General features: G+C 50.0%; 20 protein-coding genes. 4 read left to right on the top strand and 16 right to left on the bottom strand.

From position 1 onward, the window contains the following. Positions 1 to 10: 10 nt before the first annotated feature. The 9 genes from BUB94_RS04650 to BUB94_RS04610 all read right to left on the bottom strand — a co-directional run bounded on the left by BUB94_RS04650 (position 11) and on the right by BUB94_RS04610 (position 9,748). A complete protein-coding gene (locus BUB94_RS04650; RefSeq protein WP_073234628.1) occupies positions 11 to 1,327 on the bottom strand; it encodes a PCMD domain-containing protein in 1,317 nt (438 codons plus the stop codon). Between the two features lie 9 nt (positions 1,328 to 1,336). Continuing rightward, positions 1,337 to 2,077, bottom strand: a complete 741-nt coding sequence (locus tag BUB94_RS04645; RefSeq protein WP_139260124.1) for a hypothetical protein — start codon at positions 2,075 to 2,077, stop codon at positions 1,337 to 1,339. 42 nt (positions 2,078 to 2,119) lie between these two features. Then, on the bottom strand, positions 2,120 to 3,109 hold the full coding sequence (locus BUB94_RS04640) for a nickel/cobalt transporter (protein WP_139260123.1): 990 nt from the start codon (positions 3,107 to 3,109) through the stop codon (positions 2,120 to 2,122). A 23-nt stretch (positions 3,110 to 3,132) separates the two neighbouring features. Then, positions 3,133 to 3,723: a DUF1007 family protein gene (locus tag BUB94_RS04635; protein ID WP_139260122.1), complete on the bottom strand. Its 591-nt coding sequence runs from the start codon at positions 3,721 to 3,723 to the stop codon at positions 3,133 to 3,135. Between the two features lie 6 nt (positions 3,724 to 3,729). After that, complete coding sequence (locus tag BUB94_RS04630; RefSeq protein WP_073234602.1) at positions 3,730 to 5,400, bottom strand: hypothetical protein; 1,671 nt, start codon at positions 5,398 to 5,400, stop codon at positions 3,730 to 3,732. Between the two features lie 93 nt (positions 5,401 to 5,493). Continuing rightward, on the bottom strand, positions 5,494 to 6,255 hold the full coding sequence (locus tag BUB94_RS04625) for an RsmB/NOP family class I SAM-dependent RNA methyltransferase (protein WP_073156971.1): 762 nt from the start codon (positions 6,253 to 6,255) through the stop codon (positions 5,494 to 5,496). A gap of 126 nt (positions 6,256 to 6,381) precedes the next feature. Then, the gene (locus BUB94_RS04620; RefSeq protein ID WP_073156974.1) at positions 6,382 to 7,653 is read right to left on the bottom strand and encodes an argininosuccinate synthase; all 1,272 of its coding nucleotides are present in this window, start codon (positions 7,651 to 7,653) and stop codon (positions 6,382 to 6,384) included. A 50-nt stretch (positions 7,654 to 7,703) separates the two neighbouring features. After that, a complete protein-coding gene (gene mtgA / locus BUB94_RS04615; protein WP_073156976.1) occupies positions 7,704 to 8,642 on the bottom strand; it encodes a monofunctional biosynthetic peptidoglycan transglycosylase in 939 nt (312 codons plus the stop codon). Then, positions 8,642 to 9,748 (bottom strand): CHC2 zinc finger domain-containing protein, encoded by a 1,107-nt coding sequence (locus tag BUB94_RS04610; protein WP_073234599.1) that lies wholly within the window; start codon positions 9,746 to 9,748, stop codon positions 8,642 to 8,644. The genes mtgA and BUB94_RS04610 overlap by 1 nt, the downstream gene beginning before the upstream one ends. 97 nt (positions 9,749 to 9,845) lie before the next feature. Here BUB94_RS04610 and murB point away from each other — a divergent pair, with 97 nt between their 5' ends. Continuing rightward, positions 9,846 to 10,775 carry a UDP-N-acetylmuramate dehydrogenase gene (gene murB, locus BUB94_RS04605; RefSeq protein ID WP_073234596.1) on the top strand — a complete coding sequence of 310 codons (930 nt, stop codon included), beginning with the start codon at positions 9,846 to 9,848 and terminating at the stop codon, positions 10,773 to 10,775. 2 nt (positions 10,776 to 10,777) lie between these two features. Then, a complete protein-coding gene (locus BUB94_RS04600) occupies positions 10,778 to 13,528 on the top strand; it encodes a TIGR02171 family lipoprotein (RefSeq protein WP_073234593.1) in 2,751 nt (916 codons plus the stop codon). Here the strand turns inward: BUB94_RS04600 and BUB94_RS04595 are convergent. Beyond that, complete coding sequence (locus tag BUB94_RS04595; protein WP_254793672.1) at positions 13,520 to 13,906, bottom strand: VanZ family protein; 387 nt, start codon at positions 13,904 to 13,906, stop codon at positions 13,520 to 13,522. The two genes, BUB94_RS04600 and BUB94_RS04595, sit on opposite strands and share 9 nt — an antisense overlap. Before the next feature lie 86 nt (positions 13,907 to 13,992). Next, positions 13,993 to 14,334: a hypothetical protein gene (locus BUB94_RS04590; RefSeq protein WP_073234590.1), complete on the bottom strand. Its 342-nt coding sequence runs from the start codon at positions 14,332 to 14,334 to the stop codon at positions 13,993 to 13,995. A 61-nt stretch (positions 14,335 to 14,395) separates the two neighbouring features. Here BUB94_RS04590 and BUB94_RS04585 point away from each other — a divergent pair, with 61 nt between their 5' ends. Next, positions 14,396 to 15,589, top strand: coding sequence for a class I SAM-dependent rRNA methyltransferase (locus tag BUB94_RS04585; protein WP_073156995.1), 1,194 nt, complete (start codon positions 14,396 to 14,398; stop codon positions 15,587 to 15,589). A 51-nt stretch (positions 15,590 to 15,640) separates the two neighbouring features. Here BUB94_RS04585 and BUB94_RS04580 read toward each other — a convergent pair whose 3' ends face one another. Next, the gene (locus tag BUB94_RS04580; protein ID WP_073234981.1) at positions 15,641 to 17,098 is read right to left on the bottom strand and encodes a family 16 glycosylhydrolase; all 1,458 of its coding nucleotides are present in this window, start codon (positions 17,096 to 17,098) and stop codon (positions 15,641 to 15,643) included. A gap of 149 nt (positions 17,099 to 17,247) precedes the next feature. Beyond that, positions 17,248 to 18,651 (bottom strand): tetratricopeptide repeat protein, encoded by a 1,404-nt coding sequence (locus BUB94_RS04575; RefSeq protein ID WP_073234588.1) that lies wholly within the window; start codon positions 18,649 to 18,651, stop codon positions 17,248 to 17,250. A 196-nt stretch (positions 18,652 to 18,847) separates the two neighbouring features. On the opposite strand from BUB94_RS04575, the gene BUB94_RS04570 reads away from it, so the two are divergent. Continuing rightward, entirely contained in the window at positions 18,848 to 19,051 is a 204-nt protein-coding gene (locus tag BUB94_RS04570) for a hypothetical protein (protein WP_073157004.1), read from the top strand. Positions 19,052 to 19,133: 82 nt separating this feature from the next. Here the strand turns inward: BUB94_RS04570 and BUB94_RS04565 are convergent, their stop codons facing one another. The 3 genes from BUB94_RS04565 to BUB94_RS04555 form a co-directional block, all read right to left on the bottom strand. Continuing rightward, the gene (locus BUB94_RS04565) at positions 19,134 to 20,126 is read right to left on the bottom strand and encodes a GSCFA domain-containing protein (RefSeq protein WP_073234585.1); all 993 of its coding nucleotides are present in this window, start codon (positions 20,124 to 20,126) and stop codon (positions 19,134 to 19,136) included. A 13-nt stretch (positions 20,127 to 20,139) separates the two neighbouring features. Further along, positions 20,140 to 22,917, bottom strand: a complete 2,778-nt coding sequence (locus tag BUB94_RS04560; protein ID WP_254793670.1) for a glycosyltransferase family protein — start codon at positions 22,915 to 22,917, stop codon at positions 20,140 to 20,142. Positions 22,918 to 23,032: 115 nt separating this feature from the next. Next, positions 23,033 to 23,236 (bottom strand): transposase (locus BUB94_RS04555; RefSeq protein ID WP_139258420.1); only part of this gene is annotated, 204 nt, incomplete at its 5' end.

The raw sequence follows: 23,236 nt of genomic DNA, 5'->3' as shown, positions 1-23,236 counted from the left end.
ATACCACCTCTTAGTAATTCAGCTTAAAGTTATCGAGGATCAGCTTAGCTTCTTTTCCGCCACGCTGTTTTTTGCCAGTTCCAGCAGCACCGCCAGCCACCACATGGGCATAGGCAGAAGAAGCAAACATCACATGGATAGAAGCAACTTCTTCGGTTCCCTCGCCCAAAGTCAAACCTTCAGCCATGGCAAAACCACCCTGCAACAATCCATCGGGATCAGCGCCATAGGACAATTCGACAACGACGGTTTTATCGCTTACGGATTCGGAATCGGAATGCATACCGCAGGCCACAACCTTCTTGTCGGCGCTAACCAGCATCACATACATCAAGGACTTCTGAGGATATTCCGTACTTGTATTGGAAACATGTTCGTAGGAATATTTCACCTCAAAGGAAACCGGGCGTGCCGTAAACGGGCGACCAAATGTCATCCCCTGAGAAATATCCGATTCATAACCGGCATCCGGTGTTCCCGAAGTGTAATTCCACTGGTAAAGCTGGACGATATCATTGGCCTTAAAGGAGCCAGCAAAGTAGAACCCGCCTGCAATTTTCCAGGAGCCGGGAATGCTTAGAAATGAACCGACAATCTCGCGGGTGGTCAAGGTTGCACGACCACTGGCAAATTCAAGATTAGCCGAAGACTGGAACTTGATATCGCCGGCGGAAGTTGCTTCAGCCATGACATCGCTGGTAGTTCCCCAGAAAGAAGCGTCGTACTTGGTAAAATCGGAACCCGGGAGCTGCGGTTCTTCGGCACTACTAGACAGAATTTCTTCGGAGCTGGAAGAAATTTCTTCAGAGCTACTAGAAACTTCTTCGCTAGAACTGGATTCTGCATCCTTTACGGAACTGGAAGACTCGCTCTTGGCAGAACTACTGGATTTTACGCTACTGGAACTGCTAACCTTTTTAGAACTGCTGGATTTTACCTCGGGAGATTTGACCTTCCAGACGTCAACAACGCGGTTCTTTTCATCAAGGACTACAATATTTGCGAATTCACCTTCTCTTGTTATCAAGTATGCGCCTGACTTCAGCGGACTATCCCAATCTATTTCAGGATCCACCAGGTCCTGGTCCAAAGCCAGGTAGTATTTAGCGCCACCCAAAGAAGACAGAGACGAAACCTTCAGGGAATCCTTTTGGCAGGGAACATCAATTTCATGTTTCTTGACATTCAGGCTTGCATCCTTGCAGTTTGAAAAGAGAGGGCCTTCATCAACCTTTTCAACTTCGGCGGAAGTTCCCGATTCGCCACAGCCCCACAGGCACAAGGCCACAGCCGCGAACAAAAAAGCAGTCTTATTCATCCAGTTCATTGCAATCTCCTAGAAGAACATGACCAGAGAGAAGTCCAGGGCCAATAGGTTAATGGTAAAGTTCACTACATTGTACACAAGCTGACTTTTAGTTTCGCCATTTTCTTCAACTTCAATAACGCTGGAATTCAGGCCCAGCAAGCCCACAGAAGTTTCAAAGGCGAATCGGTTCAGCACCATGATGCAAATACCGGGATTGATACCTGCCGCAATAGACCAGGAACGGTTGCGGGATTTCTTCATGTCTTCCCCATCATCGGTCTGGGATATGCCGTAGGAATATTCAACCGAAATGGAGGTTTCATTGAAGAAGTAGACGTTTCTGGAATCAAGAATCTTCAGGTAGTTTTTCAATAGCGGCTGGATAAAGAATCCGTTGCTCACATACTTTCGACGTTCAGACAGATCCAAAACATCTTCTAGCAGGGCGAAGTCAATGTCAAACCAGGTTCTGGAATAACCGGCACGCATACCGATGGCCATAGCGTCCTTGACGAAGTAGCCACCGAACGCTTCAACCGTAAAAGTGTAGCCATAAGCCTCGTATACATCGCCGATCATAATGTTCAGCACATCATCATCGGTATTGGCCTGGATCAATGAAAGGGATGTACCGCCATAAAAATTTCCTGCGGCAATGGCTTCACCTTTTTCTACAGGATACAAGCCTTCTAGGATTCCACCTTTCTTTTCTTCGGCGGAAGCAATGGCTACAAAAAGAGCCAAGCATAACAAAAAACAAAATCTCATATTATCGCAAAGTTAAAAATTTGCGAAAATCAGGTCAAACCCCTAAACCCTACCAGCAAAGAAATTGGAAAAAAGCAACAAGCCCGAAACAAAAATTACCGCCCCGCCTACCATCGAAGTAAAGCAGTAAATGCTAGAGGCAAAGCGAGATGCCCTTGAAGTTTTGTCGATTCCCTTTCTAAAGGCTACTGCCCCAATACCAAAAAGAACATTGGTACAAGTCATGCCGATGCAAACGAGAACCGCACCAAGCAAGGCAAGCCCCACCATGGAATTCAGCAGGCAGAATAGAACAATCAGGGCCACAGCCGGGCAAGGCACAATTCCCGTTACTGCAGCAATGCCGATAATTTCTTTCCAGCGGGCGACAGGCGGCAACACATTTTCCTGGCCTTCACATTTACGGCGACGTCCCTTGACAAAATCCACAACGCCAAGCACAGCAAGCAGCAAGCCCGTAATCATGAGCAATGCATAGCTAGCCATTTCGATACCACCGCGACCATTTTCGAAAACAGGGAATACCGTGGCCTTGAAAATTGCACACAAAATAAAGAGTAGTACAACAGCGCTCAGCGTATGAGTAAAAGTAATACCCGCACCCAGAGCAACTCCCTGACGCCAACGTCCGCGACGAGCCAAGAAGAATCCGATGACAATAGACTTGCCATGGCCCGGGCCCAAGGCATGGAGCATGCCATAGACAAAGCACAGCAGAAGGAACTTCCAGATACAAGACCAGTCCCCAGATTTCATGGTCACAATTTTCGCCGTTACTTTTTCGCGCAGATCCTTCTGCACCTGAGCCAAAGCGGCATGAAAAGAGGCCCCCTGAGTGGGCGCAGATTTCAGAGGTTCCTCTGAAGTTGTATTGACCGCACTGTCAGGGACTGTTGAAGTTTCTACCTGCGTCGCAACAGGTTTAGAAGAACCATCTTCACTAACATCAAAGCGTTTCTTCTTGACAGCGGCGGACGCCCCAATAGCCAAGGAGAGCACTAGCACCATTAAAACTTTCAGGAGATTCTGCACATTCACCCCGCAACAGTCTTTCGCTACTTTTTCTTATATCTCAGGTATAAGCCTTCTATACCCGAATGAAAAGCCTTGAACAAGGTCAAGTCGCTAACGCCGTCGTTAAAAAACTCCACGTCTATGGAATCAGGAGCCTCAACGTCGGCACTTTCCATATCTGTGGTCATCAAGATGTAATTGGTAACGTCGGCAACAACAACTACAAGCATGGAGTAATCATTGGTGGCAGGGCAACCAAAATACACGTCAAAGTCAAGGACCAGTCGGCGATTCTGCAAAGAAGCCTTGAAGTTCTTGACCTGCTTAGCCTTCAAGAAATCAGAACCGCGCTGAACGTAGTTGTAGTAGTTATTCCCTTCAATAGGATCCAGGATAATACTCTTGAACCACTCATTTTCCTTGGGAGAAATTACACCATCGCCATCAACATCGCCAGACGACGTCATGGCGGTACTATAAAGTTCATCGTACACCCAGCGGTTCCTGACCGAGGTAAATCCATCCTTGTCAAAAAGAACCTTGACTGTCGCATCCACAAAAACGTGGGGATGGCAAAAGCCTGGGACAACCCAGGCCATGCACAAAAAGAAAATCAACTTTAGAGTCTTCACACGAACCTAGAACGCGAGAATAATACCGGCAGTCAACAAACCAATACCGATAGCACCAAGACCGGCAGCAATACCGCCCTTGACGTCACCAGAACGATTCAGACTATGGTTGTCCTTGACCATCTGGCGGGTATCGTCACTATCAAATGCAGAGAGCTTGGTGTAAGCCTTCTTCTTGGCAGCAGCGTCGCTCCAGTCACGTTCGGCCAGGTACCACAAAACACCACCGGCAATAATGGGAGCGATGGAGCCCCACAGAAGGCCACGGCCAATGCGATGGTTGCTGCGAGCCTTGTCGTAGTTCTTCTGGCTTTCGATGAATTCCACATCCAGCACCGGAGTCATTTCCACGTTGACCAAGTTAGGCATAAAGGCCTTCACTTCGATGGTCACGGAAGTATCGCGGTAGCCCACCTTTCTCAGGTAAACCGTTGCGGAGGGTTGGGGCTTAATCTCGTTGACCACCACGTCGGTCACGTAATGAGGCATCACGTACTCGGTGGGCTGTTCGTTGATGTACACTTCCACCGCTTCCGGATCCGTGTTCAAGGTCAGGCGGGTCGTGGGGCGAAGCACAGGAATGCTCACCTTGTTCAGGCTATCCGCATTGATGCGCACCACGGTAGAGCCCCACCATTCCACGTCCTTCAGGACCTTCATGACAGAGATGGTGTACTTGCCCGGCTTGATATTCTTGATGGTATCGGGAGCCACCTGCTTCAGGGGGATTCCATTTACGAACAGGGAGCAGGCTTCCGGTTCAGACACCACAAGGAGGTTGGCCTTTCCGGGAGGATAAAGTTCAATCTTTTCTTCTTCGATAACAATTTCGGGCACCACGTAATCAGAAAGGGACAGGTCGATCATGACCTCATCTTCCAGGTTGTAGAGGCGCTTCAGTTCATAGCGGTAAATCTTGATAAAGGGATTCTTGGCTTCGGCTTCGATACTGTCCTGGATTTCGCGCTGGCGGATTTCTTCTTCCACCTTGGCGATTTCTTCCATTTTCTGGCGCTGATCTTCCTTGGCAAGTGCGGTTTCAAGGTCGTCACCTACACCATCGTCGGCGGGAACCTCTTCTGCAGGTTTCTCTTCGGCCTGGGCAGACATGGAGTCCTTCACCGCGTCGGTCATGATGATTTCGTTTTCCTTCTTGGGAATGACGACTTCTTCATCTTCTTCGATTTCTTCCACCTCCTGGCCATTGCTTTCCTGGAGGGCTACGGCGGCGGCATCATCCAATTTTTCGATGCGCTTCTGCTGTTTTTCGTTGGGCTTCTTCAGGTAGACCGTATCCTTTTCGATCTTCACGAAGATGGCGTCCAGTTCTGTAGAGTCACCATTGACCCAGTAGCGGACCGGGACTTCGCGAGTCTTCTTTACGGGAGCAACCGGAGCGGCAGGTGCAACAACCGCAGCGGGAACAGCCGCAGGAGCAGGAGCGGCAGATTCGGCAGACGCAGGAGACTCGGCAGGAGTTTCTGCGGTCGTACCGGCTTCATCTGTAGACGTTTGACCTTGAGACTGAGAGGCAACCGCCTCCAAACCAGCCATGGCATCGGAAGCCTCCACACTGGGGGATTCCTGCCACACATCCTGAGTGGACATTTCATCCTGGGCAAAGGCCATTGTAGCCGCAGCCCAAACAACCAAAGAAGTTAAAATACGTTTCAACATGTAAAGAAAAATAAATAAAAAAGGGCCTTTGGCAAAAGCCCAAAACCCATAATTGTAAGAAAAAGGGAATATTCTAGATAAAAAAAGCAAACTTTAAAGAGACTTGACCAATTTAGCGCAGTAAATCGGGCCTCTTCCGTCTGATGTGTCGGGCAAAATATGCACACCGAACTCCGTACGGTCCGCGCCTGGCAAAACCTCTTCAATTTCTGCAGGCTGCATAGAAGGACGCTTCTTGAGGATCTTCTTGACCACGTCATCGTTTTCCATGGGAGAAAGGGCGCAAGTGCCGTACACAATCGTTCCGCCCGGTCGCAGGGCATCTACCGCAGAAGCCAACAGAGCCCCCTGTTCTACAGACAAACGCTTAACACGCTTCGCCGACCAAACTTTCAAATGTTCCGGAGAGTTCAGCACATGCCTGTCAGAAGAACAAGGCGCATCCAGCAGAATCTTGTCGTAGGACTCCTTCTTGTGCAGGCCAAACTTCATTCCATCATAACCAGAAATTTTGATAATGGAACGCCAGGCCTCGGGCAAAGTCTGCTCCACCACGCGCTGCAAGCGAAGTCTACGATCCGGAGAACGGTCGTTACTTTGTAAAGAACCCTCCCCCTTCAGCATAGATGCAATCACGAGAGTCTTGCCACCCGGAGCGGCACACATATCCAGCACGTCATCACCAGGCCGCACGTTAAGCGCACGTGCCGCATAGACAGAAGCCTCGTCTAGGTAGTACGGCTCAAGGCCATCGCCAAACCTAAGTTCCATAGCCCTGCCCTCGCCCTTCAAGGACTCCAGCAAAGCCGGCCAGCGATTCCCAAACAACTTCTCGTAATAGTCAAAAAATTCCATAGGACCAAAAATAAAAATTTTCAGTTCCTCTCCAAAACAAAAAATCCATCGGCTATGAACCGAGGGATTTTTTCTAGAAAGATTCTAGGAAGGAGTCTAGAGGGAACCATGGGGTTCCCTTTGCTACTACTTATTCGGGAGCTTCACTTCCTTACCGAACTTGACGTTGGTCTTGTTCTTGAGGAGGAGAGCGCGAGTCTTCAGCGGGAGGCCGAAGCAACGGATGAAGCCAGTAGCGTCCTTCTGGTCGTACATTTCGACATCAGAGAAGCCACCGAGGTTCATGTCGTACAGGCTGTAGGGGCTCTTCATGCCAGCCGGAATGATGTTGCCCTTGTAAAGCTTGAGGGTAACTTCACCGGTAACAACCTTGTTGACTTCGTCATAGAAGGCGTCCATGCACTGGCGGAGCGGAGTGAACCACTGACCATTGTAAACCAGGTTTGCATAGGTCATAGACATCTTCTGAGCTTCGAACAAGGTTTCCTTGTCGAGAACCAGCTGCTGCAGGCATTCGTGTGCCTTGTACAGGAGGGTGCCACCCGGAGTTTCGTAAACGCCGCGGCTCTTGAGGCCGACGAGGCGGTTTTCAACGATGTCCAGGAGACCGCAAGCGTTTTCGCCACCGATCTTGTTCAGAGTTTCGAGGAGTTCAACTGCGTCCATCTTCTTGCCGTTGACGGAAACCGGAGTACCCTTGTCGAAGCCGATGGTCACGTGAGCCGGCTTGTTGGGAGCCTTTTCGTAGGTAGCGGTATGCTTGAGCATATCGTACTTGTGTTCCTTGTCCGGTTCTTCCAGGATGCCACCTTCGTGAGAGAGGTGCCACAGGTTGCCGTCTTCGGAGTAGATCTTCTTCTTGCTGATGCCGTTCAGAGGAATCTTGCGGGCGGCAGCGTAGTCAATAGCGTCTTCACGGCTGTGGATGTTCCACTTGGAGTCCTTCCACGGAGCGATGATTTCGAGGGTCGGATCGAGAGCGGCGTAGGTCAGTTCGAAACGGACCTGGTCGTTACCCTTACCGGTTGCACCATGGGAAACAGCGTATGCGCCTTCCTTCTGAGCGATCTTCACCTGATACTTGGCGATGAGGGGGCGAGCGAAAGAAGTACCCAGGAGGTAGGTGTTTTCGTACTTGGCACCAGCACGGACGGTGGGCCATACGTAGTCTTCGAGGAATTCCTTCTTGAGGTCCAGGACGTAGCACTTGGAAGCGCCAGTTGCGAGAGCCTTCTGTTCCAGAGCCTTAGCATCCGGGAAATCGTTCTGACCGAGGTCAGCAGCGAAAGCGATCACTTCGCAGTCATAGTTTTCCTTGAGCCAGGGGATGATGATAGAGGTATCGAGACCACCGCTATAAGCGAGGACGACCTTCTTCTTGGAATCTTTCTTAGCCATTTTATTGTCCTTTTAAGAAAAAAAATTTAGACGTTGAAAATATAGCACTTTTAATGATTTTTGAAAGCCTTCGCCTTAACCTTCTTTTCGGTTGCAGGCTGTGGTTGAGCCACAGGAGTCAACGGCTGCGCAGGAGGAGCCATCAACTGCCTCAGGGAATCCACAAGAACGCTATCCTTCTTGGGGAACATATTCTGATAGATAACAGCACGGCGCTTAGCCATGAACTGGCTCTCCCTCATATTGGGGTGATGCTTTGCCGGTGCCGCAAGCATGGCGGCCAGATTGATGGCCTGGTCCAGACTGATCTTGGAGCAGCTCTTCTTGTAATAGGAAAGACAAGCCTCCTGACAACCAAAGATATCCTTGCCCCACTGGGCGTAGTTCAGGTAAAGTTCCAGGATTCGGTCCTTACCCAGTTCATGTTCCATCAACAAGGCATAGGCCAATTCCTTGAACTTACGATCAAAAGAACGCTCACCGCTAAGGAACAGGTTCTTGGCCAGCTGCTGTGTAATGGTAGAACCGCCAAACTTAGTCTTCCCGGCCATCTGGTTTGCATCCAGGGCTTCCGCAATGGCGCGAATGTCAAAACCGGGATGGAAATAAAAGCCGGCATCTTCGCTGGCAATAACCGCCTTACGCAGATGGGTGCTTATAGAATCCAGCGGTACATAGGTATGTCTGATTTGAACATTTGGATTGGAATCCCTCAAGGCTTCCATGTACTTGGAATTCTCGGGTTGAGTAACCTTCAGTTCCTCAACACTTTCATAAATGTCATAGCCGTAGATAAAGACACGATAAATCAAGTAGCTAGCCGCCACCGTAAACGCGGTAGAATAAATAATGCAGATCAACAGGGCCTGTCGGAGGATAAAGTTGATCAGTCTATAAATCCACTTGATAATGAAGGCCAAAATCCGGATGACCAGTGTACCCGATAGCCACTTGAAAAAATCTCTAATCTTTCCAAAAAACTTCTTCATCACTTCTTTCCTCCAAACCAGTCATTAATGTCCTCGCCCTCTTTCATGGCCGTCGGCAAACCCTCCATGCCTTCACCAAGAATCACACTTCGAATACCAGCCTGAGTAAACAGGTTACCGATATATTCCATACCGCTTCTCCCAGCTTCGTCATGATCAAGACAGAGAACCACATTCTTGTTCTTAAAGTAGCTTAGCCATTCCACCTTAAAGGATCTTACTCCCGGAATACCTACAGCGTTTATCTTCTGCCCCAAAAAAGTCAGCGTGTCCACACAACCTTCACAAAGGTAGACCCAGCCGGGCTTTTCATCCAGCGCCGAAAAATTATAGGGGAAGGGAACCGTAGACCTCAAGTTCATTTCCTTGGGAACCACGGAACTGTCAATCGCGCGAGACTGGAAATAGAATGCCCTGCGCTCCTTATCCAGATAGGGGAAAATCAGGGGATGCTTGTAGTAACGCAGGTTGCCCTTGTCGTTAAACAGCCCCACATACTTCAAAACCTCGACACCAAAATCCGCTTTCAGGCTGTTGTTTACCGCTTCGTAATCCACAATGGTTCGAAGGAGCATACGGTCCCACACCGGCTTATAGATTCGACGCTTGGCCAACCAACGGGCAGCGGGAGTATTGTCTACAGGACTGAGACGTTTCAAAAAAGAAAGGACGATACGCTTGCGATCTTCTTCGGGAACAAGTTCCTTGAGATCCGGTTCAGCAGGAGGTGCCGCAGGCACGCTTACCTGACGTCCATTGATTATGGTTCGCAAGCCGGGGCCATCGGAACGGGAAACAGGCTTTTGCGCATTGCCAGGCACCAGGAACGGATACTGTTCCATAAGCCAAGCCAGGGCCTCGGTAAAAGAACAATCCCGTACAATTTGCACAAGCGAAATCACATCGCCGCGAATATCATCGCAAACCCAGCAGCGGAAATACCCCCGTTCCTCAGAAACTGAAACAGAAGGAGTTCTATCTCCATGGACATGGCGCTGTGGACAAAAACAGCGGCATTTACCCCGCACCACATTCACCCCAAGGCTCTGGGCCACGGCAGTGATAGAAATGGAGGCCTTGAATTGTTTCAGTTCTTCGTTGGTCATTTAGATTATCAAAATTTAAACGTCTATAAGTATAACAAAATCACATTCAAAAAGATCAAATTTCATGCAATTCATAACCGATAACTATATTTGAGAAATGGTTATCTTAGAAAATGAACCCATGAGTAGGCACACCTCCTTCAAAGTCGGAGGAGAGGCCCGCTATTTTTTCAAGGTGGAATCCGTAGACGAAATCCTCGATGTGCGGAAACGACTGGCAGACCAGAACCTCCCCTTTTTCGTTCTTGGTAACGGAACAAACTTGTTAGTTTCCGACAAGGGATTTGGCGGCGGAATCATCACCCTGGGGAAATCATTTTCTGAAGTTCAGGATCTTGGAAATGGCAAGTTCAAGGTTGGAGCAGGCGTATCCCTCGGCGCATTTGCGCGCAAATCCATTAAGATGGGTTACAGCGGGATACACAAGCTAGCCGGTATTCCAGGAACGTTAGGTGGAGCCATCTACATGAACGCAGGCGCATACGGTCAGGAAATCTGCCAGACTTGCGTAGAAGTAGAAAGCCTTGACGCCAATGGGACCGTACATACACGAACCGCAGCCCAGTGCGACTTTGGCTATAGGCACAGCGGTTTTCAGGTTTCCTCCGACGACCGTGCCAAAGGTCAAGCTGAAATTATCTTGTCCGCAACATTCCAGTTAGAACCTGCAGAGATGTCCGGCAAAGATAGCTACACTCTGGAAACCGAAATGCAGGAGTGCATGGCCAAGCGCAAGGCAAGCCAGCCCTTAAATATGCCCAACGCAGGTTCCACATTCAAACGCCTTGACGTTGGTGCCGAAGACATGCCTCAGCAAATCGCTCCAGGCTATTACATCGAGCAGGCAGGACTCAAGGGCTACCGCATTGGCGGAGCAGAAGTCAGCACGGTTCACGCCAACTTCATTGTCAACGCAGACAACGCCACCGCTTCAGACATCAAGGCTCTTAGCGAGTACGTTCAACAAAAAGTTTTCGAAAAATTCGGAATTCAACTGAAGAGAGAAATCATTTTACTTGGGGGGTAACAATGTTGCGGTCTCTTTTTCTTCTGGCACTGATTTTTATCTGTAGCTGCACAGACACCACCTCATCTGAATCCACATTCGTAGAGGATTCAGACATTGACGGTTTTATTTTAGTTCGGGCATCAGGGTCAGACGGATTTGTAGGAACAGACGACAATTCCGCAAAGGCCAATGAACGCCCCAAAATGAAGACCACTTTCTCTTACGACTTTTCTATGGGAAGGCATGAAGTCACCTGCGGCGAATTCCGAAAAGTCATGAAGGAAGAACTGGGATCGAAGTCCCCTGTCCAGAAATGCGAAAATGATTCTCTCCCCATCGTGAACGTCACCTATTTCGACGCCATCGTCTATGCCAACGCCCTAAGCAAAAAGGAAAAACGGGATACGGCTTACACCTACACCACCAAGACCTTCGATAGCGATGGACACTGCACAAGCATTATAAATTTGGCATTGAACACCGGCGCAAACGCTTACCGCCTCCCCACCGAAGCCGAATGGATTTTTGCAGCAAACACCAGCTGGGATTTAAACAAATCCTGGAACGCCGACAATTCCGACTACAAGACTCACAAGGTCTGCAAGAAAGCCTCTGGCAGCAAGGATTTCTGCGACATGGCAGGCAATGTCATGGAATGGGTAAACGACTGGCTCGATTACCCGCAAGACACGATCATGGACAACTACGTCGGGCCTTACGAAGGCAATTCCCTTGGAGAACGCATCGTAAAGGGTGGCAGTTTTCGCAATCCCAAAAGCGCAATCAGCTTGTTCAGCCGCGGTGATGTCTACACAGTCACCTCTTCGACAAAAGCCGACTACGTCGGTTTCCGCCTCGCCTTCGGAAAGATTCCTTCGCCTTCCTGGCTAAACGGCAGCGGTCTCATGACCGAAAGCAACATCAACATGATCTTAAGCCCAGACGCAATTAAAAAGCTAACGGGAACCTACAAAACAAAACTCGTATTCCGCAACGACATTACAGAAAGACTGGTCTATATCGACTACTCCTTGACCAAGACCAAGATTGTGGAATTTTACGATACCGTTTCTGCCTATCATCCGGATATTTCCCCCGATGGGAAATACGTCGCCTACTGTACCAAGCCCGAAGGCGTTCCCGGAAAGTCTTCGATTTACGTAAGAGAGCTGAATTCCAACAACCGTACCATCCACAAATTAGACGTAGAAGCCGCTGCAATCCCCCGCTGGCAAGTATCCTCTAACGGCGATACGACTATCGTTTACGTTACCAGCCAACAAAGCAACAAGGACGAGGCACAATTCAAGTCTAATTCCACTTGGCAAGTTTCCTTTAGAGACGAGACTTTCGGCACACCCAGGAAAATCATAGACGGAGCCTACCACGGAGGCGTTAGCGTAGACCGAAAAATCGCCGTCACAGGGGCCCAGCTTTTAAGAACGAAATTCGCCTACGGAAGAACTAGACTAACCAACTCTTCCAAGGATTCAATCTGGTACAACAAGGAACAGGCTTGCAACGTCAGCCTTTCTAAAGACAGCACCCGAAGAACCCTTTTCCTGGACTTCGCCTCGACCACCGGCAAAAAATTCGTTGGGAAGTCCTACCATACTCATGAAAGAATGTTCATCGCCGACAGCACCGGCAAACTGATAAAGAGCGTCGGAGCCCCCAGCAAGAAAACCTTCGATCACACCGAATGGGTTTCCAAGAATTTTGTAATTGCCTCCCTCACGAACGCAAACGAAGTACACGAAAAAATCGCCCTGGTCAATATCAAGGACAGCAGTACAACTGAACTTGTAGAAGGAGATGAACTTTGGCATCCCAGCATGTGGTTTGCTGCAAGACCAGTCCCAGATACTACAATTGACCAAGATAGCGCAGGAACCTACCTAGTAGCAAACGACGTCTGGTCCTCAGTCATCATGCGTTACAAAATGGAACTGCTCTGGAGGTACATCGACTCCATGGAAGTGGCCCTCATGGGATCATCACGTACCTTATATTCCTTAAGCCCATATCTGCTGAAAGACGATTTCTTCGCCGTAAACCTAGCCCACGCCCCCAATTCTATTTACGCCACCAAGGATTACCTCAATAAGTACATCTACAAGAATGCCAAGAAGCTAAAGTATATCGTACTTTCTATCGACATTGACTTCTGGTGGAAAACAGACGGAAAGGGCAGCGATAATTTCTTCGCCGTCAACGCTCCCAATTACCCCGGTTATGCGTACGATGCCAATCATGACTATTGGGCTAAAGGCATTCCCGCAGGTCTGTTAGACGCCACCGAAAACGGCCTCGGCGTAGAAGACGCTCACAAGTACACAACAGACAAGGGACGTCTTTTAGGAATCCCCTGTCAATCCTGGGGCGAAACCGCTGAAGTCGAAGCGGACTCCACGATTTTCGACAAGAATCCGGAGCTTCTGGAAAATTCGATGAAAGCCTTGAAGTCTATTCTCAAAACTGCCGCCAGCAAGAAAATCAAGGTCGTGGGAGTCATCTTCCCGCAGAATCCAAAGTACAAGAAGACAGGCGCTTTCGGAAGACACGGCATGAAAAGAAGCACTGCCAAGGAAGTCATCAGTCAAATCAAGAATCTGACCAAGGAATATCCGAACTTCGTCCTGCTTGACGAAAACAAGATGGGCGATCATGACTATTCCAACAGCCTGGCCTACGACAACGACCACCTCTGCAGCGAAGCCACCTACAAGATTACAGCCCGAGTGGATTCTGTACTGAAGACCCTAAAGTGATTCTTCGGAATCCGGAGATTCATCGGATTCCGTTTGGGGCAGCGGATCATAACGGTTCAGGATTTTCACAATCAGAACGTAGACGGAACCGCCAATAAGACCTCCAAGCGTATCTGCAATCAGATCCATGGCATCGCAGCTACGGCCTTCTACAAAACGCTGATGGTATTCATCGGTGCAACCGTAGGCAAGAGCCAGCAACATTACTATAACAACACGAAACCAGGATTTAGCCGTCCATTGGCCACGAGTCCACCACATACAAAAGCACCCTGCCAAGGTGGCATATTCACAAGTGTGAGCCAACTTGTCCCAAACATGAGGGAGCCCCTCCAGTTCCGCCGAGGTCATTGACGAAAGTTTAAAGATAATCGCCATGCAAAGGATTGCAGGAATCTTACGAAAGAAAGGGTATTTTTGAAACAGGGATTCAAACATAGGTCAGTCTTATATTGAAATAAAAATCATTTTTTATAGCGTCTGCGCCATTCATCCAAAGCTTCAGCACATTCTTCAGTCTTTTTCAGTAGGACTTCGTCAAGAGATGCGGCTTCCCTCCTGGGAATATAGACAATATAGTCAGCAGAGTGTTCTCCACAGAAAACAGAATCCTCTCCAAGAGCATCTACTTCTTTCTGAAGCCTGCTGCACAGGCTTTCCATATCACGGGTAGACACGCCACTAAATTCACCATCGTAAAAAAAGGCCGTCGGTCCTGTCGCAGACGTTCCACTATCGGAGCAACCACAAATAGCATGCAAGAACCCAGTCAGGACCATCAGCCCCACAATGTTTTTCCTATCCATTTAACAACTTCCAAATTTTCGCGACAAAGATACATTTTATTCAATTTCTATATTTTAAAGCATGAAAGCAATTACCTTGAAAGCCGGACGCGAAAAGTCAGCCCTCCGTTACCATCCCTGGATTTTTAGCGGAGCTATCGACGAAGTGACAGGCGATCCCCAGTTGGGCGACGTCGTAGAAGTCTACAGCTACCATAGCGATTTTTTGGGCCTTGCCGCCTATTCCCCCAAGTCCCAGATTCGTGGTCGTTTCTGGACCTTTGGCGAAAAGCAGAACATCGACCGAGACTTCTTCAGCGACATTCTGGATCGAGCCATTGCCGCACGCAAGAGCCGCGGCTTCGACATCGCCGACAAGGACGTGGCATTCCGTCTGATTAACGCCGAAAACGACGGCATTCCCGGTTGCATTATCGACAAGTACGCCGACATCTACTCCGTAGAAATTCTGGCAGCCGGCGCCGAAGTGAACCGCAAGATTATTTACGAGCTGTTGGCCGAAAAGACTGGCTGCCGCGGCATCTATGAACGCTGCGATTCCGACGTCCGCAAGAAGGAAGGTCTTCCCCTCCGCACTGGCGTGGTCTACGGCGAAGTTCCCGATGAACCTGTAGTCATTAACGAAAACGGAATTCTCTTCCCCATCGACGTGAAGAACGGCCACAAGACCGGATACTATCTGGATCAGCGTGACGCCCGCCGTCGTGTTGGCGAACTGGCCAAGGGAAAGAAGGTGCTGAACTGCTTCTGTTATACAGGAGGCTTCGGCCTTTACGCCCTTCGCGGTGGCTGCGAAAAGGTTTATCAGGTAGACGTTTCCAAGGACGCTCTGGCTCTGGCCAAGGAAGGCATCATGCGCAACAAGCTTTCTACCGCCCACGCTACCCACGTAGAAGCAGACGTATTCCAGTATCTGCGTAAGTGCCGTGACCGCGCTGAGACCTTTGACTTTATCGTGCTGGACCCGCCCAAGTTCGTGGAATCCAAGGACAACTTGCAAAAGGGTTGCCGCGGGTACAAGGACATCAACCTGTTGGCCATGAAGCTTCTGGCCGAAGGCGGTATGCTGGCAACCTTCAGTTGTTCCGGCCTTATGGAAATGGACCTGTTCCAGAAGATTATCGCCGATGCCGCAGCCGATGCCCACCGTCGCGTACAAATTATCGAACGTTTCGGCCAGCCCATGGACCATCCGGTAAATACAGCCTTCCCCGAAGGACAATACCTTAAAGGTCTGCTGGTCCAGGTGATTTAAAAAATCATATAAAAACAAGAAGTCCAAGGTCAAAACCTTGGACTTTTTTTATTACTGTTTGCGGCCTCTCAAATCGAAAATTTTCGATTCCCCGGTTCCGTTTCCAAATTCCACGTAAAGCATTCCGTTCTTGCGGAAAATCCGGCTTCCATACGCGTTGCCAATTTCGCGACCTGCTACCCGAAGATTCCTAACGCCGATAGACAACGTGGAGTCCTGTTTCGTGGTATCCTGCGTTACTGTATCCTTGGCCGTTGTGTCGGCACCGGGAGCCACATATTCGCTAGGCTTCATGATGCGCCATTTCTGATTCCATTCCCAGCTATCGTTCCAGTCTTGCACCACGCGGGCACCGTCAGAGGTTGAACGCAGGTAATGATTGCTATGGAGCATCTTCAGACGGTACTGATTGCTGTACTGATTTTCAAAGACAACCTTCTGGTGATTCTTGCCGTTCCAGGCGTACACACCGGCAGTAACGCCAGGATCCGTAGTTTCGTTAGGCATTTCCAAAGTCATGTCACCAAAGTCCACACGGAAGGTATTGGCAGAACCCAGCGGCTTGATAATGGCCACAGACTTTTCATCGGCGCAGTCCCCTAGAACCAACTTCTTTTCGTCGCTAGGCTGCATGCAAGTCTTGAAGGCTTCATTGTAGAAAATCACCGTATCAGGCTTTGCCGGCTTAGCCTTCCACACACGAACCCAGTCCGCCTCAAAGTAGGCCGGATTATTCGCGGTCACCTCGATGTCGTTTCCGGCCCATCCGCCCACAGCCAGGTTCACAATAATGTACTGAGCCGACAACTGCTTGATTTCTGTGGGGCGGTTATAACTGGCAAACTTCTTGTCATCAAAGTAGAAGTTCAAGTTTGACTCATCCCATTCCACCGCATAGGTGTGGAAGTCTGCGGAACGGTCTACGTTATCATCCTTGTGTCCGCCAAAAGAAGCCTCGTGATCCCAGGCGGAACCATGGTCATTGTACCAGCTAGGGTTTGTATAATGCAAATAGTAATGATGCTGCTTTCGGGATGCAGGAATTTCAAGGATATCGATTTCGGGAGGCCAGCCGTCCTGCAAAGTCCAGAAGGCAGGCCAGGTTCCCTTGTGCTTGGGTGCCTTGAAGCGGCCTTCGATGTAGCCGTACTTCACCTCGAAATGGCCGCGGGTATCAATGGCCGCCGAAGTATAGTCTACGGGAATCTCCTTGCCATCAAACTTTGCGGATGCGGGAGCCTTGGGATGTTTTTTCGCCTCGGCCTTAAGCATCAGCTTGCCATCCTTGACGATAACGTTCGCCTCGTCACAATAGGCCCGGTGATTGTGAGTGTGTCCCCAGTTGTACGTGGGATTCCACTTGCTGGTGTCAAGAGTGTTGCCGTCAAAGTTGTCTTCGAAGACCAGTTCCCAACCGCTAAAATTTGCAGGGGGATCAGCCACCGCTACAACAGTCATAGCACAGGCAACGCAAGCCAGCGCCTTCAAGTTTACTCCAGAATACTTCATACCCATCCTCGCCTGCGACACCCAAAACACCAATCCCGCAGGCACACCCCAAATATAATGTCAAACCGTCTACATTCAAAGCGAAAAGATTTTCACAAACGAAAAAGCCCCCGCAAAGCGGGGACTTTTCTATGGTCTAAACAACAAACTTAACGAACGCGGCGGGGCAATTCCTTGGCGTGCTTTTCCAGCCACACGGCATCTTCCAAGGCACGTTCGGCTTCGGTAGCCCAATCGGAATCCGGGAACTGCTGGACTACTTCACGGTAGCGGGTGACAGCGCTGTGGAAATCTCTGAGTTCGCGGTAGACATTGCCAAGCTGGAGCATAGTAAAGTAGCGTTCTTCAGGATTCTGTTCCGTTTCCAGCAAAGCCTTGTACATCTGCAGGGCCATTTCATAGCTGCCGGCGCCAAAGAGCAAGTTGGCATTGGCAATGGTCGGAACAGCAGAAGGTGCGGCAGCCACATCGGACTCTTCCGTTTCTTCAGCAGCCTTAGGGGCAGAAGCCTCGACAGCCTTTTCAGACTTGTCCATCTTTTCGGCCTTCACATTCTGCTTTACTGCTTCGGCAGTTGCAATCTTTTCTTCGGTCTTGGAAGCTTCAGCCTTTGCAGCCTTGATTTCAGCCAGACGTTCCTCGGCAGCCTTGCGGTACTTGCCGTTAGGAGCAGCCTTCTTCATGTAGTTAGCCAGGAACTTCACTTCTAGGTCAGACTTGTTCATCTTCTGATAGACACAAGCCAGGAAGTAATTGGCATCATTGCCTTCTTCCTTATATTCCAGACCCTTCTTCAAGTTGAATTCGGCCTTTTCGTATTCGCCCAGCTGGAAGCGGGTCAAGCCAGCGTAGAAATAAGCACCGGCGTGGCCAGGAGTCTTCTTCAGCACTTCGCGCCAAGCCTTGGCGGCATCGGCATAATTACCTTCGGCATACAGAGCCTTACCCTTTTCAAAAGGATCGGAAGGAAGTGCCTGAGCAGTTTCTTCCTTGGCAGGTTCAGCGGCAACCTTGACCGGTTCAGCCTTGGGTTCCACCTTGGCTTCAGGCTTAGGTTCAACCTTCGGTTCGGGCTTAGCTTCGGCCACCGGTTCTGCCTTGGGAGCTTCAACAGCGACAGGTGCCGGTTCGGCAACCTTGACCGGTTCAGCGGCAGGAGCGGGTTCAACAGGAGCGGCAACCTCTTCTGCAGGAGCGGGATTATTCTTGGGATCCTTGGCGCGTTCGGCTTCGGCCTTAGCCTTCTGACCCAACGATTCATAAACCTTGGCGGCACCTTCATAGGCGGCACTCATGGCGGGATCAAACTTGTAGGCCAGTCGATAGTTAGCCAAAGCACCGCTATAGTCCTTCATCTTAACACGGACTTCTGCTGCGGCAAAATAGGCTTCGGCGTTCTTGGGCTGTTCAGCCAAAATAGAACGGTATTCACCCAGAGCCATCTCGAAGTTTCCCTGGGCTTCAAAGCGGGCGCCCTGTTCCATTCGGGGATCAGCGGCAAAGGAAAATCCGACTAGGCAAGCAAGTGCAAATGCAGAAAATTTCATATTCATACTGTCAAAAATAACATTTTCAAAACATCTCAACTCATTGACAGCCAACAAGTTACGCGATTTTACAGGCGTTTTACATTTTCCCAGTTAGACAATCCCTCCTGCGTTTACCCACCCCTAAAATTTTCCCAAAATTTACATTACCCCAGCCAAAATCATGTTAGTTTTATGAACGTGGAAAAATAGGAGAACACTTATGAGCAAGTTACTTTCTTACTTAATCCCGGGAATCGCCTTTGCGGCACTCCTGGTACTGGTCAACGAGACCTTGGTCCCGGCCACGCTCCATAAGGCAGACTGGTTCAACAATTTGATGGCCATCCTGTGCCTGATCAGCCTCATTGTGCCCTGCGTCATCTACTTTGTAAAGACGCCCCCCGGACGAGGCGCCCAGCCCTAGGACTTTAATATTTGTGGGGTCCGCAAATTAACAATGCAGACCTAAAAAAGAAATAGGCGAACGCATGAGCGTCCGTCTTTTTTTATAGCGAAAGGAAGTACGTCTTTTCGGCACTTAGGTCCAGCCCGGGAATCCGTTTTTCAAGATCCTGGGCAATGTCCAGATGTTTCAATGCAAACGCCTTGTTCATGGAAGAAGCCGCATCGACGATTCTGTGATTGGCGGACTTCAAAAACTTTTCAACCCGCTTGACATTTTCCCGAACAGCCTCGTCAAAATACGTTTCCTGCAGGCGTTCAAAGATGTAATCTTCCGCCACCTCGGAAAGGTGGATCATGTCGGAATCGTAAAAGCGGTAGTCCCGCAATTCATCCAGCACAATCTCGTAACTGGGGAAATATTCAACCTGCGGATTCGCCTTCACCACCTGATCCACGGCCAGCAGCAAGGAGGACTTCGAAAGATTGTTCCCGTAAGCGCCATCCTTCAGGTGCCTCAAGGGGGATACGGTAAACACCTCCTTCACGTCGGGATTCAACCGTCTCAAATTACAGACAACAGAATTAAGCGCGTCAGCAGCCCGTTCTACAGAAATCAACTGACGGTCAAACAGATCTGCATTTCGGCGATGGCAATTGGAAACCACGTTCCCGGTCTGCTTCAAGAAATACACAAAGGCGGTGCCTAAAGTTATAAACACCACGTCTGCAGACTTCAGGTACTCGCGGGCACCAAGAACAGCAGCATTCAACCCCTCGATACAGGAATTTTCATCCTTCGCAGAAAAGGAACCATGAAAGTCCCAGCAGTTCCAATTTTCACCATCCAGGAAAACATTCCCTTCCTGCACATCCCGGGCCGAATAGGTTTCGCCGTTGACAATGCGCTCCACCATATATTCGATGGAAAGGGGATTGTAGATGATCCCGAAGGGATTCACCAGAGTCCTGAATTTCAGACGGGTGAATTTTTCAGAAATGTTCTGGGCAAAACAAGAGCCTATGAAAGCAAGCTTCCCGGTGTAATCAATCCGTACCGTCGACGGAGGAATTTCTACCCGAGTTTGCAGTTCCATAGGCCCGTTACCATTAACGCTTCTTGATGGCGGCAAATACGCCAACAGCCACCAGCAGAATCAGGGCAGCAAGGCTAACCTTTACAGCGGCGTGGAAAGGAGTGCTTCGATATTCCATGCGGACTTCAGACTTGCCTGCAGGAATTTCTACAGCGCGGAGGGTTCCGAATGCCTTGTAGACCTTGGCTTCAGCACCGTTCACGTAAGCCTTCCAGTACGGATGGTAGTTACCAGCCACCACCATGAAGCCGGGGCGGTCAGCTTCTACGGCGAACACCTGGGTATCCATCTTGGGAGAAGCCACAACCTTTGCAGAACCCTGGATGGGGCCGCTAGCGGCGACGCTACCCTTATAGTCATTAGCAGGAGCTTCGGAAAGAATCACCTTTTCGCGATAGAAGAACTTACCAGATACATCGGCATACTTGGGAGCGGCAATTTCCTGACGGGGCTCGGCAGCAAGAGCGGAATCCACGGCAGCGCTATCCGTAACAGAGCCTTCCATGGGAGCTGTTTCTGCAACAGGAGACACGGAAACTTCCGGCTGTCTGATTGCAGCCTGTTCCTGCAAAGTCTTAATGGCTGCCGCATCATCCATCACCACAGCTTCGCCAAAGATGTAGGCTTCGCCCATGGCCGTAGGAATAGGCATGTAAGTTGTACCCTGACGGCTGTCGAAAATAATAGCGCCCACATTCATCAAATCCAGGAAGGGGTGAGCAGCCTGAGGGTCGTTAACGTTCATCAGATAGTTAGCGTCCTGCTGACCGCCGCGGAATGCACGGTAGCTAGCCAGTTCGTTATCGTGAATACCATCGGCATTACGCATGTGGTACTGGGGGAACACATTTCCGCTGAGAGCCTTGTTACGGGAAAGAGAAAGAACGCGAGGCGTATTCAGGGAATCAGCCTTGAAGGGAGCCTTTACTGCAGCGATAACACCATTGTTGGGCTGCAGGTATTCAGAAGCGGGAACGTTCTGGATAAAGGCGGCATTGATCATGAACAGGTCCAGAGCGGCAGCCAGAGCCAGCACACCAGCCTTGGCGCCAACACTAGCCTTCCAGCGGGCCACAACCAGGGCAACGCCAATCACCACAAGGACCAGCACGAAACCAGGGATTACCTTGCCGGCGGTGGCATTCATGACGATTTCGTTCAGCGGCTTAAAATACGGAGCGGTAATAGGATCGTTCAACAGTTTCTGGCCGCTCATGAGCATCACACCCAGGAAAGCGAAACCGAAGAGGACACAAGCCTGCACACCGCGATGGGTTCCCGGCAGGCCAGCCTTAAAGGAGTCCACAAAATTGGCAATGCTAAAGGACTTCTTCTGATCATCCAGGCTCATGACACCGAGGCATGCCAGCGCAAAGAGGATCATCACCACAAGGCCTACAGGGCCAATGAAGGTGGTCCAGGCAAAACGGGCAACCACAGCCAGCACCAACAGGATCACATACATGGCCGTACCGTGAAGCAGGGCGCGGCGATCGTCTGCAGCGGCAGCCTGGCCTTCGGGAGTTTCGGCAGCAGAACCAGCAGTCAAGGCCTTAAGAACAGGGCCAGCCATCATCACCAGCAAGAGGGGCAACCAGAACAGGGCCATACCCGGAGCACGGAAGTTCTTTACACCCGGCAGAACGCTATACCACAACTTGAACAGCGGAGAATGGTCGCCCATACCGTAGCTCAGGGCCACAACGGCACCCATACCCCAGAAAGCGGCATAGCGGCGCTTACCCGGCAGGAACAGGCAGAGGAATCCAAGGAAGGTCAGCAAGGCACCGGCATTATTATGGTCCAGCTTAAATGCGTTATGACCCCAATAGAACGGAGAGCCTCCAGCCAGTTTGCGGTACTCGTCCATGGTAAAACCAATGAAGGAACTGCCTTCAATATCGCCAGTCTTTTCGTTCTGTTCGTAAACGTCAACACCAACAAAACCCGGCAACAGAATCTGAGCCATTTCTTCCTGATGCAAGGACCAGCTTACAGCGTGACCGTAATTGGTATGGCCTTCATCGCCACGGACAGACTGGGTGGTGGTATAGAGATAAGGGGGAACAATCTGGAAGCAGGAAATGGCAAGACCAAAAGCCAAACCGATAGCGGCAAGACCCAGACGCTTACCGCGAGTTTTCAGAGCATCACAATGGAAAGCCACTTCGTAAAGAGTATAAAGGCCTGCGCCCCACAGGAACAGGTAAGTCAACTGCAGGTGAGAACCAAGAATCATCCAGGCCACAGACAAGGCCAGCACAACCATATAGGGCAAGCTTCCGCAACGGACTACCTTACGAATTGCAAGCAAGGCCAGCGGGGCAATGGCAAACACCATCATCTTACCGTCATGACCGCCATAGAGGTAAGTGAAGAATTCCGGAGAGAAGGCATAGAGGCCGCCCAGCAGAACACCCCACCACTTATTTTCGGTCAGGTGCCAGCCCAGGCCAAAGGCGCTCATAAAAGCCACCAGCAAAGTGAGGATGAACTTGAAGCCCACAGCCCTGGCCGGATCCATCAGGAACTGGAACCAGACCAGCGGATGGTAGACGTCGGCAAAAAGAGCGTCGATCGTGGGCACACCGCCCAGGCGGGAATCGTCCCATTCAGTCACGATGACATCGAAGGTACGCAAAATGCGGCTACCGATACCGTTCAGCTGGTCGCTATTCAGCATCAGCTGCGTCGAGTCAAACGCAAAATCGCGGAAAACGATCAATAGAATTGCAAAGAAGACAGCAGATGCTGCCAGGAAAAATACGGGCTTCTTCTGTAGGAAATTCATGGCTTACAATTTAGTAAGAAGCAAACCCATAAAAAAATCCCAGCTAGATCGCCGGGAACACATTTTAGATAAAAATGTTAAAAAAAAGAGGCATCATCAACATGTGTGGAAGCATTTAGGCAGCCTTGCTAGATGATTCTCTCGATTCCGATTCCCATTCGTAGGCTATCTTTACATCTACATAGGAACAGCTCAACATTATCAGCGACAGCATGTTGTTCATATTCCTGAAGCCATAGGCAGTCCGTATCAGTAGCTTTATCTTGTTGTTCGTCGCCTCGATCCTTGCGTTTGACACGCCCAGCCTGATTGTGTTGAG

Origin of the sequence: Fibrobacter sp. UWH9 (genome assembly GCF_900129715.1) — a bacterium.
In the GTDB taxonomy this organism is placed as follows: domain Bacteria; phylum Fibrobacterota; class Fibrobacteria; order Fibrobacterales; family Fibrobacteraceae; genus Fibrobacter.
The sequence above is the reverse complement of the archived record's forward strand: the minus strand, read 5'-3'. Positions and strand labels throughout refer to the sequence as shown.